17 protein-coding genes are annotated in these 13,238 nt (G+C 56.2%); 8 read left to right on the top strand and 9 right to left on the bottom strand.

The features are described 5' to 3' along the window. Positions 1–162: 162 nt before the first annotated feature. The 3 genes from yhcN (ACJ8QF_RS20295) to argR form a co-directional block, all read right to left on the bottom strand. On the bottom strand, positions 163–426 hold the full coding sequence (gene yhcN / locus ACJ8QF_RS20295) for a peroxide/acid stress response protein YhcN (RefSeq protein WP_004933578.1): 264 nt from the start codon (positions 424–426) through the stop codon (positions 163–165). Positions 427–546: 120 nt separating this feature from the next. After that, positions 547–810: a peroxide/acid stress response protein YhcN gene (gene yhcN / locus ACJ8QF_RS20290; RefSeq protein ID WP_004933574.1), complete on the bottom strand. Its 264-nt coding sequence runs from the start codon at positions 808–810 to the stop codon at positions 547–549. A gap of 403 nt (positions 811–1,213) precedes the next feature. Beyond that, positions 1,214–1,684 carry a transcriptional regulator ArgR gene (gene argR, locus ACJ8QF_RS20285; protein WP_004933572.1) on the bottom strand — a complete coding sequence of 157 codons (471 nt, stop codon included), beginning with the start codon at positions 1,682–1,684 and terminating at the stop codon, positions 1,214–1,216. Between the two features lie 464 nt (positions 1,685–2,148). Between argR and mdh the strand changes: the two genes are divergently transcribed. Beyond that, positions 2,149–3,087: a malate dehydrogenase gene (gene mdh, locus ACJ8QF_RS20280; protein ID WP_004933569.1), complete on the top strand. Its 939-nt coding sequence runs from the start codon at positions 2,149–2,151 to the stop codon at positions 3,085–3,087. Between the two features lie 66 nt (positions 3,088–3,153). Here mdh and ACJ8QF_RS20275 read toward each other — a convergent pair whose 3' ends face one another. Beyond that, a complete protein-coding gene (locus tag ACJ8QF_RS20275) occupies positions 3,154–3,414 on the bottom strand; it encodes a helix-turn-helix domain-containing protein (RefSeq protein ID WP_004933567.1) in 261 nt (86 codons plus the stop codon). A gap of 181 nt (positions 3,415–3,595) precedes the next feature. On the opposite strand from ACJ8QF_RS20275, the gene ACJ8QF_RS20270 reads away from it, so the two are divergent. Then, positions 3,596–3,952: a DNA-binding protein gene (locus ACJ8QF_RS20270; RefSeq protein WP_015376406.1), complete on the top strand. Its 357-nt coding sequence runs from the start codon at positions 3,596–3,598 to the stop codon at positions 3,950–3,952. Positions 3,953–4,002: 50 nt separating this feature from the next. Here the strand turns inward: ACJ8QF_RS20270 and ispB are convergent, their stop codons facing one another. After that, positions 4,003–4,974, bottom strand: coding sequence for an octaprenyl diphosphate synthase (gene ispB, locus ACJ8QF_RS20265; RefSeq protein ID WP_016929331.1), 972 nt, complete (start codon positions 4,972–4,974; stop codon positions 4,003–4,005). A gap of 270 nt (positions 4,975–5,244) precedes the next feature. Between ispB and rplU the strand changes: the two genes are divergently transcribed. The 4 genes from rplU to cgtA all read left to right on the top strand — a co-directional run bounded on the left by rplU (position 5,245) and on the right by cgtA (position 8,097). Then, the gene (gene rplU, locus ACJ8QF_RS20260; protein WP_004933561.1) at positions 5,245–5,556 is read left to right on the top strand and encodes a 50S ribosomal protein L21; all 312 of its coding nucleotides are present in this window, start codon (positions 5,245–5,247) and stop codon (positions 5,554–5,556) included. 17 nt (positions 5,557–5,573) lie between these two features. Continuing rightward, positions 5,574–5,831: a 50S ribosomal protein L27 gene (gene rpmA, locus ACJ8QF_RS20255; RefSeq protein ID WP_004933559.1), complete on the top strand. Its 258-nt coding sequence runs from the start codon at positions 5,574–5,576 to the stop codon at positions 5,829–5,831. Between the two features lie 105 nt (positions 5,832–5,936). Next, positions 5,937–6,908: a DMT family transporter gene (locus ACJ8QF_RS20250; protein ID WP_021504260.1), complete on the top strand. Its 972-nt coding sequence runs from the start codon at positions 5,937–5,939 to the stop codon at positions 6,906–6,908. A 16-nt stretch (positions 6,909–6,924) separates the two neighbouring features. Beyond that, positions 6,925–8,097, top strand: coding sequence for an Obg family GTPase CgtA (gene cgtA, locus ACJ8QF_RS20245; protein WP_004933553.1), 1,173 nt, complete (start codon positions 6,925–6,927; stop codon positions 8,095–8,097). A 36-nt stretch (positions 8,098–8,133) separates the two neighbouring features. On the opposite strand, the gene pmrB is transcribed toward cgtA, so the two are convergent. From pmrB to dacB, 3 genes are read right to left on the bottom strand one after another with little or no spacing between them, the layout of a single operon-like run. Continuing rightward, the gene (pmrB, locus tag ACJ8QF_RS20240; protein ID WP_131164162.1) at positions 8,134–9,195 is read right to left on the bottom strand and encodes a two-component system sensor histidine kinase PmrB; all 1,062 of its coding nucleotides are present in this window, start codon (positions 9,193–9,195) and stop codon (positions 8,134–8,136) included. Then, on the bottom strand, positions 9,192–9,854 hold the full coding sequence (pmrA, locus tag ACJ8QF_RS20235) for a two-component system response regulator PmrA (protein WP_004933545.1): 663 nt from the start codon (positions 9,852–9,854) through the stop codon (positions 9,192–9,194). Before pmrA ends, pmrB begins: the two co-directional genes overlap by 4 nt. An 8-nt stretch (positions 9,855–9,862) precedes the next feature. Then, a complete protein-coding gene (dacB, locus tag ACJ8QF_RS20230) occupies positions 9,863–11,296 on the bottom strand; it encodes a serine-type D-Ala-D-Ala carboxypeptidase (protein WP_015376410.1) in 1,434 nt (477 codons plus the stop codon). A 256-nt stretch (positions 11,297–11,552) separates the two neighbouring features. Here dacB and greA point away from each other — a divergent pair, with 256 nt between their 5' ends. Continuing rightward, a complete protein-coding gene (greA, locus tag ACJ8QF_RS20225) occupies positions 11,553–12,029 on the top strand; it encodes a transcription elongation factor GreA (RefSeq protein WP_004933539.1) in 477 nt (158 codons plus the stop codon). Between the two features lie 112 nt (positions 12,030–12,141). Here greA and yhbY read toward each other — a convergent pair whose 3' ends face one another. Continuing rightward, positions 12,142–12,435, bottom strand: a complete 294-nt coding sequence (gene yhbY, locus ACJ8QF_RS20220; protein WP_004933536.1) for a ribosome assembly RNA-binding protein YhbY — start codon at positions 12,433–12,435, stop codon at positions 12,142–12,144. 143 nt (positions 12,436–12,578) lie between these two features. Between yhbY and rlmE the strand changes: the two genes are divergently transcribed. Continuing rightward, positions 12,579–13,208, top strand: a complete 630-nt coding sequence (gene rlmE / locus ACJ8QF_RS20215) for a 23S rRNA (uridine(2552)-2'-O)-methyltransferase RlmE (RefSeq protein WP_004933533.1) — start codon at positions 12,579–12,581, stop codon at positions 13,206–13,208. Positions 13,209–13,238 lie beyond the last annotated feature (30 nt).

The raw sequence follows: 13,238 nt of genomic DNA, 5'->3' as shown, positions 1-13,238 counted from the left end.
TCGCGGCCTTTTTTACGCCCATAAAAAAGCCCTCGCGAGCGAGGGCAACGGGGTTCGTCGGATAGGACGACGAGAGGGTCTCTGGGAAATCGGCGTTTGCGTCAGAACTCGGCAGTGGCAGTGACGAGGGTAATCAGCTCTGCAAAGCCGTTCCCAGAGTTGTTATTTGTAAATCTCGGCGGTGGCGTGGTAGTTGCCTTCGTTACGGGCTTCGATCACGCGGTAGGCGGTCGCGCCTTTCGCGTCGGCTTTCTCCGACAACGCCTGGCGAATGTCGGTCGGCGCGCCGTCGATGCCGCTGACGGTAATGGTGCCGATAGATTGCAGATTGGCGGTCTGATCGTTAGTCACCAACTGGGCGGCAGACGCGCCGAAGGAGATGACGGACAGCAAACCGAGTGCAGCAACAGTAGTTTTCATGTTCATGATAGCGATCCTTGGTCATAACAGCCTGGAAGGGCTTGGCAGCGATTTTTATTCTTGAAGGCCGTTATGACAGCGTTTGATTCCAGAGATGTATTGCCCGTTGCCGGGTAATGCCGTTACTTATTTGTAGATTTCAGCGGTCGCGTGGAAGTTGCCGTCGTTGCGCGCTTCGATCACGCGGTAAGCGGTCGCCCCTTTGGCGTCAGCTTTGTCGGACAGTGCCTGGCGAATGTCGGAAGGCGCAGCGGCGACGCCGCTCACGGTGATCACACCGGCGGGCTGCAGTTTTGCGGCCTGGGTTGCATCAACAGATTGTGCTGCGAATGCACCAAAGGAAAGCATGGACAGAACGCTCAGGGTTGCAACGGTAGCTTTAATTTTCATCATCTCACCTCATCGTATTCTTTTATCAGTTCCAACGAACTGTGATTCAGTTCACGAAAATGAGTATACAGCTAGTAACGCGAAAAATTAATAGTTCGCTAACAGTTGCTAGTGAAACTTTAACCTCATGATCCTTATTTTTTATAACCGTAAGGAATAAAAAACGCTCATAAAACGATCTTTTGATGTTAAATTTATGTAATTTCAATAAGGTAAGTGATTTTGACCAAAAGTGCGGAAGATCACAGTGGGTACTGCTGGTTACGTGGAGATGTCATGGAAATGTGTTGTTGCGGGATAAAAAAGCAGTGTTAAACGCGGTTGAAGGCTGGGAAGGTAACGCGAGGGTTAAAGAAGCGCTAACAAAATGCGGTTTACAGCCGCACTTTGTTAGCGCCAGGTTTCACAGCTCTTGTTCGAACACGCCCAAGATCGCTTCATGCAGCTTCTGAGCGGTAAAGCCGTTGGACGGAGTGACGAAAATCGTGTCGTCGCCGGCAATTGTGCCGAGGATACCCTGGGATTTACCCAGTGAATCGAGCAGGCGGGCGATCAGCTGTGCGGCGCCCGGGCTGGTGTGGATCACCACGACGGCATCGTTATGGTCGACGTCGAGCACCAGATTCTTCAATGGGCTGGTGGTGGTCGGCACGCCGAGTTCGGCAGGAAGGCAATACACCATTTCCATTTTGGCATTGCGCGTACGTACCGCGCCGAACTTGGTCAGCATGCGCGATACTTTGGATTGGTTAATGTTTTCGAAGCCTTCTTCTTGCAGCGCCAAAACGATCTCGCCTTGAGAACTGAATTTTTCTTCTTTCAATAACGCTTTGAACGTCTTGATCAGATCTTCCTGTTTTGCGGGATTACGCATTTTGCACCGTGGAATGTTGATAGTGGAAGTCATGATTATGCATATAGATGAATTTTTATGCAACAAAGGCCGCCCCAAAGAAAATAAAAATGACCGGACGGCGAGGAAAGGGCGGCATTTTAACAAAATCCGGCCGCGATGAATATGCCCTTTTGACGACGGAAAATCGGCCTGCGCTGGTAAATAAAATGTTATTAAAATGATGTTGTTCTGATGTTGCGTAAGGGTGTAATGTAACGGCCGGTTAACTTGCTCGTGAATAACCTCGCACTATTTTTGATTAGTGTGCGCTATGCCCTTCATGCGTAAGCGATTTAATCTAAAATGGGCGCGACAGCGGCCATTTTATTACACCTGCAGGCAAGAATTGGCTAATTTATTGTTTTGAAAGGTGTAATAACTTAAGGTCCGTAACCAACACATTCACGGCGCTTTATATATTTAAGATAATAAAGGAGTATAGGATGAAAGTTGCAGTTCTCGGTGCTGCTGGCGGTATCGGCCAGGCCCTCGCCCTTCTACTCAAAACCCAGCTTCCTTCAGGTTCTGAACTCTCTCTCTACGACATTGCCCCCGTTACCCCAGGCGTTGCCGTCGACTTAAGCCACATCCCAACCGCAGTTAAAATCAAAGGCTTCAGCGGCGAAGACGCGACTCCGGCTCTGCACGGTGCGGACGTGGTGCTGATTTCCGCCGGCGTGGCCCGTAAGCCAGGCATGGATCGCTCTGACCTGTTCAACGTTAACGCCGGCATCGTGCGTAACCTGATTGAGCAAGTGGCGAAAACCTGCCCGAAAGCCTGCATCGGCATCATCACCAACCCGGTTAACACCACGGTCGCCATCGCGGCGGAAGTGCTGAAAAAAGCCGGCGTTTACGACAAGAACAAACTGTTCGGCGTGACTTCGCTGGATATCATCCGTTCCAATACCTTCGTGGCCGAGCTGAAAGGCAAGCAGCCTGAAGAACTGAACGTGCCGGTGATCGGCGGCCACTCTGGCGTGACCATTCTGCCTCTGCTGTCGCAGATCCCTGGCGTGAGCTTCACCGACCAGGAAGTGGCGGATCTGACCAAACGTATTCAGAACGCCGGCACTGAAGTGGTGGAAGCCAAAGCCGGCGGCGGGTCTGCAACGCTGTCCATGGGCCAGGCGGCCGCCCGTTTCGGTCTGTCTCTGGTGCGTGCGCTGCAGGGCGAGAAAGGCGTTGTGGAATGCGCTTACGTTGAAGGCGACGGCAAATACGCTCGCTTCTTCGCGCAGCCGCTGGTGCTGGGCAAGAACGGCGTTGAAGAACGCAAAGATATCGGCACCCTGAGCGCCTTCGAGCAGAAAGCACTGAACGAGATGCTGGACGTGCTGCATAAAGATATCGAACTGGGCGAGAAGTTCATCAATAACTGATCGACACCGATAGTCAGCCGATAAACGCCGCCGGACGCTGTTCCGGCGGTTTTTTTTGCTCCGCGTTCACGATTTGATGCGTGCTTTGCGATCCAGCAGGCAATCGCTGTGCGGATCGTAATAGCGGCTTGGCCAGATCTCCGAAGGGTGGATGCCTATCGCTTCGGCGATCAGCCATTCCCCCTTTGGCCACGGGCGCGACAGCGCATTGGCCAGCGTCGATGAGCTTAATCCGGCCTTGCGCGACACTGCCGCCAGCGTGGTGCCCTGCTTGCGTAGCGCCGCGATGATATCTGCCGGATGCCAATCTGGGTTCCTTGAATTCATGTTTACATTCCTTTTCTGATTAGCCAAAGTTGCGTTAGTGGTATAACTAACGGGTCATGGTTAAGCGTTTGAACAACGTGAAACGCTTATTCGGAAACAAGAATACCATTAAATTTCCTAAAAAATACCCAGGTAATTTCCAAAAAACGACATTGCCCACTATTGCCCAGAGATGATGGCTATGAAAAACGAGTGGTTTGCCGCCAAGGAACTGACAGGCATCGCAGGATTACCTTCCTCACCACAGGGAATCAATCTGATGGCCCGACGCGAAGGCTGGATCAGCCGCAGGCGTAAAGGCGTGCAGGGAAAAGCGTTGGAGTACCATATCGACAGCCTGCCTCCAGGCGTGCGTAACCTGCTGGCGCTGAAAGAAGACGGGGCGACATATGACGTAGAACGCCAGGATCCGTTGGCGGTCTGGATCGAGTATTACTACCATTTGACGGAGAGCGAGCGCGAGAAAATGGTGGCTTTCCTGATGCGGGAAGGGATTGGCGGCCTGCTGGCGCGTATCGACGAAGAGAGCAATACCTAGGCAGGCCCGCGTGGGCGGGCCTGATGAATGTATTGCGAAATTAAAATTTCTTAAAAATCGCGTTGTACCGCCAAATGGGCCAGGCCCTCCAGCGCTGTACGGTGCTCTGATGCCGGCAAGACCTGCAGCGCGGCGATCGCCTTGTCGGCTTCTTCCTCGGCGCGTTTGCGGGTGTATTCCAGCGAACCGCATTGCTGCATCGCCTGCAGCACCGGCTCCAGCAGGTGGCGGCCGTTGCCTTGCTCAATCGCGCCGCGGATCATGTCACGCTGGGCGTCGTCGCCGTTGTGCATCGCGTGCAGCAGCGGCAGGGTCGGTTTCCCTTCGTTCAGATCGTCGCCGGTGTTTTTGCCCAGCGTGCTGCCGTCGGCGCTGTAGTCGAGCAGATCGTCGATCAGCTGGAAAGCGGTGCCGAGGTAGCGGCCATAATCTTGCAGCGCCTGTTCTTGCTCAGCGCTGGCACCGGACAGGATCGCCGACGATTGCGCCGCCGCTTCAAACAGACGGGCGGTTTTGCTGTAGATCACCCGCATATAACTTTCTTCGCTGATGTCGGGATCGTGCACGTTCATCAACTGCAGCACTTCACCTTCGGCGATGACGTTGACCGCCTCCGACATCAGCGCCAGCACGCGCAGGGATTCCAGGCTGGTCATCATCTGGAAGGCGCGGGTATAGATAAAGTCGCCGACCAGCACGCTGGCGGCGTTGCCGAACGCCGCGTTGGCGGTGGCTTTGCCGCGGCGCATGTCCGATTCGTCGACGACGTCGTCATGCAACAACGTGGCGGTATGAATGAATTCGATCAGGGCGGCTACGGTGACGTGCTTGTTGCCTTCGTAGCCCAACGCCCGCGCCGCCAGGACGGCGATCATCGGCCGGATGCGCTTACCGCCACCGCTGATAATGTAATAGCCAAGCTGATTGATGAGCGTGACATCGGAATTCAGCTGTTCGAGAATTGTTGCGTTCACGGCCGCCATATCTTGCGCGGTTAACTCGGTAATTTGCTCTAGGTTCATTGTGTTTTTTTCAGCTGTGTTTCTCTTCACCGCGTTGAGATCGCTGCTCACATCGGTACATGGCGGTAACTGTCCCTATGATTGTACTTGAAAAACGGTTCAGATAAACGCCACGAAAGAAACTGCGCTTTTTTTCTTCTTTTTTCTCCTTCTGGTCTTATTCTGCTCTTGTCATGCGCCGCTTTTTTGCGTAGAATTCGCGCCCTATTGTGAATATTTATAGCGCGCTCTGAACTAACACAGTCGGGCACGCGGAAAGCGGAGTTTTATATGTACGCGGTTTTCCAAAGTGGTGGTAAACAACACCGAGTAAGCGAAGGTCAGACCGTTCGCTTGGAAAAGCTGGACATCGCAACTGGTGAAGCGGTTGAGTTTGACCAGATTCTGATGATCGCTAATGGCGAAGATATCAAAATCGGCGTTCCTTTCGTCGATGGCGGCAAGATCAAAGCTGAAGTCGTTGCTCACGGTCGTGGCGAGAAAATTAAAATCGTTAAGTTTCGTCGTCGTAAACACCACCGTAAGCAGCAGGGCCACCGTCAGTGGTTCACTGACGTTAAAATCACCGGCATCAGCGCTTAAGTTAGGAGAGCGGATTAATGGCACACAAAAAGGCTGGCGGCTCGACTCGTAACGGTCGCGATTCAGAAGCTAAACGTCTGGGCGTAAAACGCTTTGGCGGCGAAGCAGTACTGGCAGGCAGCATCATCGTTCGTCAGCGCGGCACCAAATTCCACGCTGGTACCAACGTGGGTTGCGGCAAAGACCACACTCTGTTTGCTTTGAAAGACGGTAAAGTCAAATTCGAAGTTAAAGGCCCGAGCAATCGTAAATTCATCAGCATCGAAGCTGAATAATTTTTCGAGCCTTACGAAATAGATGTAAGCCCCGCAATTCGTTGCGGGGCTTTTTACATTTATGGGTTGCCTGAGGGCAGGCCCGTCAGCGTTGGCGAAGGTGATATGGATACGAAGCAGCAGGTCGGCGTTGGCATTTCTCTGGCGTTAACCACGGCGGTTTGCTGGGGCGCGTTGCCGATCGCGATGAAAGAAGTGTTGGTGGTGATGGAGCCGTTTACCGTTGTCTGGTATCGCTTTACCATGGCCGCCATCGGTTTGGGCGTGATCCTTGCGGTGCGCGGCAAGCTGCCGCCGCTGACGATGTTCCGTCAGCCGCGTTGGCTGCTGCTGTTGGCGATCGCGACGGCGGGGCTGCTGGGCAACTTTGTGTTCTTCAGCTCCTCGCTGCAATACCTGAGCCCGACGGCTTCGCAGGTGATTGGCCAGCTGTCGCCAGTCGGTATGATGTTCGCCAGCGTGCTGATTTTAAAAGAACGCATGCGCATCACCCAGGTCATTGGCGCCCTGATGCTGATTTGCGGGCTGATGCTGTTTTTCAACGTCAGTCTGATAGAGATCTTCACCCGGCTGACGGACTACACGCTGGGCGTCATGCTGGGCGTGTGTGCGGCGATGGTCTGGGTGAGCTATGGCGTGGCGCAGAAGGTGTTGCTGCGCCGGCTGGCTTCGCCGCAGATCCTGGTTATGTTGTACACTTTATGTGCGATTGCGTTGTTCCCTCTGGCCAAACCCGAGGTGATTTTCCAGCTTAGCGGCTGGCAATTGGCGTGCCTGCTGTTTTGCGGCGCCAACACGCTGATCGGCTATGGCGCGCTGGCAGAAGCGATGGCGCGCTGGCAGGCGGCGCAGGTGAGCGCGTTGGTTACGCTGACCCCGCTGTTTACCCTGCTGTTTTCAGATTTATTGGCGCTGGCTTGGCCCCAGGCATTCGCCATGCCGACGCTGAACATCGTCGGCTATGTCGGTGCGTTTGTGGTTGTGGCGGGCGCCATGTTTTCCGCAATTGGTCACCGGTGGTGGCCGCGACGGGCAGACCCCCCCCTGGTTGCTCCTTTGAAGCAGCCCGGTGAATGATTTACGGAGACGGTAAATGAAGTTTGTAGATGAAGCAGCGATTCTGGTCGTTGCAGGCGACGGCGGCAACGGGTGCGTCAGCTTCCGCCGCGAAAAATATATCCCGAACGGTGGGCCTGACGGCGGTGACGGCGGCGACGGCGGCGACGTCTACCTGCTGGCGGACGAGAACCTTAACACCCTGATCGACTACCGCTTTGAGAAGTCTTTCCGCGCCGAACGCGGCCAGAATGGCCAGAGCCGCGACTGTACCGGCAAACGCGGTAAAGACGTCATCATCAAGGTGCCGGTCGGCACGCGCGTGAAGGATCAGGGCACCGGCGAGATCCTCGGCGACATGACCCGCCACGAGCAGAAGCTGATGGTCGCCAAAGGCGGCTGGCACGGTCTGGGCAACACCCGTTTCAAATCTTCGGTCAACCGCGCGCCGCGTCAGAAGACGCTGGGTACCGCCGGCGAAGCGCGTGACCTGTTGCTGGAGCTGTTGCTGCTGGCCGATGTGGGCATGCTGGGGTTGCCGAACGCCGGCAAATCGACCTTCATCCGCGCGGTGTCCGCCGCCAAGCCGAAGGTGGCCGATTATCCGTTTACCACGCTGGTGCCGAGCCTGGGCGTGGTGCGCATGGATCACGAGCAGAGCTTTGTGGTCGCCGATATTCCGGGGCTGATCGAGGGCGCCTCCGAAGGCGCCGGCCTGGGTATTCGTTTCCTGAAACACCTGGAGCGTTGCCGCGTGCTGCTGCACCTGGTGGACATCGCGCCGATCGACGAATCCGATCCGGTGGAAAACGCCAAAGTCATCATTAACGAGTTGAACCAATACAGCGAAAATCTGGCGCAGAAGCCGCGCTGGCTGGTGTTCAACAAAATTGATGTGATTGGTGAGGAAGAAGCCGCCGAACGCGCCAAGGCGATTGTGGAAGGCATGGGCTGGGAAGGGAAGTACTACATGATCTCCGCCGCCAACCGCGAAGGCGTCAACGCGCTGTGCTGGGACGTGATGAACTTCATCAACACCCAGCCGAAAGCGATGGCGATCGAAGAAAGCGCACCGGAAAAAGTCGAATTCATGTGGGATGACTACCACCGCGAGCAAATCGCGGAAGTGGAAGCCGAAGCGGAAGATGACTGGGATGACGACTGGGACGAAGACGACGACGAAGGCGTCGAAATCATTTACCAGAAGTAATTCGGTGATAAAGGGCTCAGCAACGCTGGGCCCTTATTATTTGAGCGCCTTTTCCGGCAGCCAGCACTGGGCATTCAGGCCGCGCGCATCGCGGCGGTTTTCCAGCGTCAAACGCCCCTGGTGCAGTTGCGCGATGCGGATCACGATATTCAGGCCCAGTCCGCTGCCGCCGTAGCGTTGATCCATGCGGCGAAACGCCTGCGTCAGTTCCCCGACCATCTCTTCCTTGATCCCCGGGCCATCGTCGATGACCTGCAGCAGATAGCCGTTGTCTTGCGGCGTTAACCGCACCTGTATTGCGCCGCCTTCCGGGCCGTAACGGTGGGCGTTTTCGACCAGGTTGCGCAGCAGCAGCCGCAGCAGCACCGGATCGCCGTTCACTGTGGCAGCAGCCGGCAATTGCCAGCCCAGCGTCTGCCTGCGTTGGGCGGCCATTTCGTCGAGCTCTTCGCGCAGCGGCTGGATCACATCGGCCACCCAATCGAAATGCTGATAATGGCCGCTGGCGAAGTCTTGCCCGGCGCGCGACAGCATCAGCAACTGCTCGACGGTATGCATCAGCTGATCGATGCGGGCGATCAGCGCCTGGCTGCCCTTGACGCCCTGTTTTTCCATCAATTCCAAATGCAGGCGGATGCCGGCCAGCGGCGTGCGCAGTTCGTGGGCGGCGTCGGCGGTGAACAGGCGTTCCTGTTGAATGGTGTTGTCCAACCGTGAGAACAGCTGATTGAGCGCATTGGTGACGGCCACCATTTCCTGGCTATCGCTGGTGATCGGCAGAGGCGTCAGGTTATCGGCAGAGCGCTTTTCCAGCCGCTGCTGCAGTTGGTTGAGTGGGCGGATGATCCAGCTGATAGCCCAGAATGACGCCAACAGGGTGACGATCATCATGATCAGCGAAGGCGCCAACAGCGATGCGATGGCCTCGGCGATCTCGGTATCGACGCGTTCGGTACGCACTTTGGCGGACAGGGTTTCGTCCACCAGGAAGCTGATCTGCTCCTGGCTTTCGTGCCACAGCCAGAAGGCGCTGATGAGTTGCGTGACCAGCAGGATCAGCGCCAGCATCAGCAGCAGGCGGCGGCGCATGCTGATCATGACGAGGGTTCCAGGCGGTAGCCGATGCCGCGCACGGTGCGAATGCGATCCTTGCCCAGTTTGCGGCGCAGGTTGTGAATATGCACTTCCAGGGTGTTGGAACCTAAATCATCTTGCCAGGTGTAGAGATCCTGCTGCAGGAGTTCGCGGTTGACCGTCTGCCCGGCACGCATGATCAGGCGCGCCAGAATGGCGAACTCTTTCGGCGTGACCTCCACCGGCTGCTGTTGCAGATAGACCTGCTGGCTGGAGAGATTCAACTGCAGGTCATCCACCTGCATCAGATTGTCGCTGTGGCCCTGGTAGCGCCGCAGGAGAGCGCGCACGCGCGCCTGCAGCTCAACCAGCGCGAAGGGTTTGACCAGGTAGTCGTCGGCGCCGGCGTCCAGCCCATCGACGCGGTCTTCCAGGGCGTCGCGGGCGGTCAGGATCAGCACCGGCAGATCGATCTGCTGGCGGCGCCACTGCCGCAGCAGCGCTGCGCCGTCCATGTCCGGCAGGCCGAGATCCAGGATCACCATGCTGTATTGGCTGGTGATGAGCAGGCTGCTGGCCTCCGCCGCTGTGGCGGCGCAGTCGCACACGTAGCCTTCACCGGTCAGCGCCAGCGCCAGCCCTTGTTGCAGCAGTTCATCATCTTCAACGACCAGCAGCTTCATGGCGATCCTCAGTTGTTTTGGTAAATATCCCGATACAGGCGGCTTTCGAAACGCACCAGCGGCGCGCGGCGCTGTTTCTGATCTTCCGGTGGCACGGCGTAGCCGGAGAGATACTGCACGAAGGCCATGCGCTGGCCGCTGGCGGTAGTGATGAAACCCGCCAGGTTGTAGACGCCCTGCAGCGCGCCGGTCTTGGCCGACACCTTGCCGTCTACGCCGGCCTCATGCAGGCCGCCGCGGTAGCGCAGGGTGCCGTCATAGCCGGACAGCGGCAGCATCGAGATAAAGTTCAGCTCGTTGTCGTGCTGCGCGATGTACTGCAGCGCCTGCATCATGGTCGCCGGGGCCAGCAGGTTGTGGCGCGACAGGCCGGAACCGTCGGCGATGATGGTGTTGCCCAGATCGATGCCGGCCTTCTGGCGCAGCACCTGCCGTACCGCATCGGAACCGGCTCGCCAGGTGCCCGGCACGCCGAAGCGTTCGTGGCCGATGGTGCGGAAGACGGTATCGGCGATCATGTTGTCCGATTTCTTCAGCATGATTTTCAACAGATCGTGCAGCGGCGCCGACTGGGTTTGCGCGATCACCGTGCCGGTGATGCCGGGGCGCGTCTGGCGTTTCAAATGCCCGTCGATCTGGATGTCGGCCTGCTTCAGCTCGTCTTTCAGGATGGCGCCCGCATAGCTGGCACCGTCCTGGATGGCGAAGGCCAGCGGCAACGGCTCGCTGCGCTGCGTCAGGCAGCCGGTCAGGGTAAAGCGGTTCAGCTCGCCCGGCACCACGTCCAGCTCGCAGTACTGCGCATCTGCCGAGCCGCGCGCCAGGGTGCGCACCTGGCTAAACATATTAACCGGATAATAGGAGGCGACGCGGATAAACGCCATGTCGCCCGGATTCGGCGCGCTGTACAGCGAGACCGAGAAACAGTTGCGATCGACAATGGCGGCGGCCGGCGGCGCGCTGAAGCACTGCGTCAGATCGTTCCACGGCCAGCCGGGCGCTTTGTCATGGCTGGCGAAGACCGAGGTATCGACCAGCACGTCGCCGCTGATTTGGCGCACGCCCTGCTTTTTCAGGACGGCCACCATATTGCGCAGGCTCTGGCGTTTGAAGGTCGGATCGCCGCTGAAGCGGGCGATCAGGTTGCCGCGCAGCACGCCGTCGCGGATATCGCCCTGGCTCTCCAGCGTGGTGGTGAAACGGTAATCGGGCCCGAGTTGCAGCAATGCCGCCAGCGCCGTCAGCACTTTTTGGGTACTGGCCGGCAGCGCCATCTGCTGAGAGTGGTAATCGATCGTCGGCGCACCGGCGCCGATCTTCTGAACGACCAGGGCAAGGTTGGCCCCATCAGGCAGATATTGTGTGTACTCTTCAACCGGGGCCGCATTCGCATTCAGAACAAATGCGCAAGCCAATGCACTGACAATTCGTGAAAAACGCATAATCTCGGGATAACAGCTGGATAACGTGCCGTCATACTACGGTGCAATCAGGGAAAAAGTAAACGATGACCCTCAAGGAACTCTAGGCTAAAATGCGTATCAAAATGCAAAACCGATCTTGGCTTGGGCTACGTTCCGAGTCAGGTTTCTTTTGTTTGTCGCCTGGAGGCGGGGGGCGGTATGCCAACCGTGTTTTCATACGAATACGTCAGGATGACGGTTATTTGAACAGGAAAGATTTAGAGGTATTTATACGATGAACCAAATTCCGATGACCTTGTTTGGCGCTGAAAAACTGCGCGAAGAGCTCGAATATCTGAAAAGCGTGCGCCGCCCGAAAATCATTGCGGATATCGCTGAAGCGCGTGAACACGGCGACTTGAAAGAAAATGCCGAGTACCATGCCGCCCGCGAACAGCAGGGTTTCTGCGAAGGCCGCATTCAGGAAATCGAAGCCAAACTGTCCAATGCGCAGGTGATCGATATCACCAAGATGCCGAACACCGGTCGGGTGATCTTCGGCGCCACCGTATCGGTGATGAATCTGGACAGTGAAGAAGAAGTGACTTACCGCATCGTTGGCGACGATGAGGCCGATTTCAAGAAAAATCTGATTTCGGTAAACTCGCCGATGGCGCGTGGCCTGATTGGCAAAGAGCAAGACGATGTGGTGGTGATCAAAACCCCAGGCGGCGACGTGGAATACGAGATCCTGAAGGTCGAGTATCTCTGATCGAGTCCGTTGGTCATTAATGCGCCAACGTTTTGTAAAGATAGGAAAAAGGCCGCAAGCGGCCTTTTATCTTGGTCAGGCGCATGGCACCTTTTCGTTAACCTGATGGTTATTAACGCGGTAGACTGATCTTGCGCTCTTTCGACGGGCGGTAAAGAATAAGCGTACTGCCGATAACTTGCACATTGCAGGCGCCCGTTTCACGCACGATAGCGTCGGCGATCAGGGTCTTGGTTTCGCGATCTTCAGCGGCGATTTTTACCTTGATCAGCTCATGATGCTCCAGAGCCTGTTCAATTTCAGCCAGCACCCCTTCGGTAAGACCGTTATTGCCCAGCATCACCACCGGTTTTAACGGATGCGCCAGGCCTTTCAGGTGCTGTTTTTGTTTATTATTCAGATTCATTGTCTTTTTTGCTTAAGTTGGGATTGAAAACGGTACATTCTACCGCCATCTCATGTATATCACCAAATCGGTCTTCACCGGTGTGAGTCTACGTGAGCAGCGACCCTGACATAAGACTCTTTTTATGATAGTTGGAAAACGAGATGGCTAATAAAAAGCGTTCGGCTAGCTCCAGTCGCTGGTTACAAGAACACTTTAGCGATAAATATGTACAGCAGGCGCAGAAAAAGGGACTGCGTTCCCGTGCCTGGTTTAAACTTGATGAAATACAGCAGAGCGACAAACTGTTCAAACCGGGCATGACCGTGGTTGACCTGGGCGCCGCACCGGGCGGCTGGTCGCAGTATGTGGTCACCCAAATCGGCGGTACCGGGCGCATCATCGCCTGTGATATTTTGCCAATGGATCCTATCGTTGGCGTCGATTTCCTTCAGGGCGATTTTCGTGATGAACTGGTGCTGAAGGCACTGTTGGAACGAGTAGGCGAGAGTAAGGTTCAGGTGGTCATGTCCGATATGGCCCCGAATATGAGTGGCACCCCGGCGGTCGATATTCCAAGGTCGATGTATCTGGTGGAGTTGGCGCTGGATATGTGTCGTGATGTCCTCGCACCAGGCGGAAGTTTCCTGGTGAAGGTGTTCCAGGGAGATGGCTTTGACGAGTACCTACGGGAAATTCGCTCCCTGTTTACGAAGGTTAAGATTCGTAAGCCAGACGCTTCCCGCGCCCGTTCGCGCGAAGTGTACATTGTAGCGACAGGGCGCAAACTGTAGTACCCTAACGCTGTTTGTTAACACAGTTGT

Source organism: Serratia sp. CY81684 (genome assembly GCF_052166595.1).
Lineage (GTDB): Bacteria > Pseudomonadota > Gammaproteobacteria > Enterobacterales > Enterobacteriaceae > Serratia > Serratia nematodiphila.
Note: the sequence above shows the minus strand (reverse complement) of the source record. Positions and strands in the feature narration are given on the sequence as shown.

What these genes read in the sequence shown, in the direction of transcription:
- yhcN (WP_004933578.1), bottom strand. Translation starts at nt 426, where the DNA reads ATGAACATGAAAACTACTGTTGCTGCACTCGGTTTGCTGTCCGTCATC.
- yhcN (WP_004933574.1), bottom strand. Translation starts at nt 810, where the DNA reads ATGAAAATTAAAGCTACCGTTGCAACCCTGAGCGTTCTGTCCATGCTT.
- argR (WP_004933572.1), bottom strand. Translation starts at nt 1,684, where the DNA reads ATGCGTAATCCCGCAAAACAGGAAGATCTGATCAAGACGTTCAAAGCG.
- mdh (WP_004933569.1), top strand. Translation starts at nt 2,149, where the DNA reads ATGAAAGTTGCAGTTCTCGGTGCTGCTGGCGGTATCGGCCAGGCCCTC.
- ACJ8QF_RS20275 (WP_004933567.1), bottom strand. Translation starts at nt 3,414, where the DNA reads ATGAATTCAAGGAACCCAGATTGGCATCCGGCAGATATCATCGCGGCG.
- ACJ8QF_RS20270 (WP_015376406.1), top strand. Translation starts at nt 3,596, where the DNA reads ATGAAAAACGAGTGGTTTGCCGCCAAGGAACTGACAGGCATCGCAGGA.
- ispB (WP_016929331.1), bottom strand. Translation starts at nt 4,974, where the DNA reads ATGAACCTAGAGCAAATTACCGAGTTAACCGCGCAAGATATGGCGGCC.
- rplU (WP_004933561.1), top strand. Translation starts at nt 5,245, where the DNA reads ATGTACGCGGTTTTCCAAAGTGGTGGTAAACAACACCGAGTAAGCGAA.
- rpmA (WP_004933559.1), top strand. Translation starts at nt 5,574, where the DNA reads ATGGCACACAAAAAGGCTGGCGGCTCGACTCGTAACGGTCGCGATTCA.
- ACJ8QF_RS20250 (WP_021504260.1), top strand. Translation starts at nt 5,937, where the DNA reads ATGGATACGAAGCAGCAGGTCGGCGTTGGCATTTCTCTGGCGTTAACC.
- cgtA (WP_004933553.1), top strand. Translation starts at nt 6,925, where the DNA reads ATGAAGTTTGTAGATGAAGCAGCGATTCTGGTCGTTGCAGGCGACGGC.
- pmrB (WP_131164162.1), bottom strand. Translation starts at nt 9,195, where the DNA reads ATGATCAGCATGCGCCGCCGCCTGCTGCTGATGCTGGCGCTGATCCTG.
- pmrA (WP_004933545.1), bottom strand. Translation starts at nt 9,854, where the DNA reads ATGAAGCTGCTGGTCGTTGAAGATGATGAACTGCTGCAACAAGGGCTG.
- dacB (WP_015376410.1), bottom strand. Translation starts at nt 11,296, where the DNA reads ATGCGTTTTTCACGAATTGTCAGTGCATTGGCTTGCGCATTTGTTCTG.
- greA (WP_004933539.1), top strand. Translation starts at nt 11,553, where the DNA reads ATGAACCAAATTCCGATGACCTTGTTTGGCGCTGAAAAACTGCGCGAA.
- yhbY (WP_004933536.1), bottom strand. Translation starts at nt 12,435, where the DNA reads ATGAATCTGAATAATAAACAAAAACAGCACCTGAAAGGCCTGGCGCAT.
- rlmE (WP_004933533.1), top strand. Translation starts at nt 12,579, where the DNA reads ATGGCTAATAAAAAGCGTTCGGCTAGCTCCAGTCGCTGGTTACAAGAA.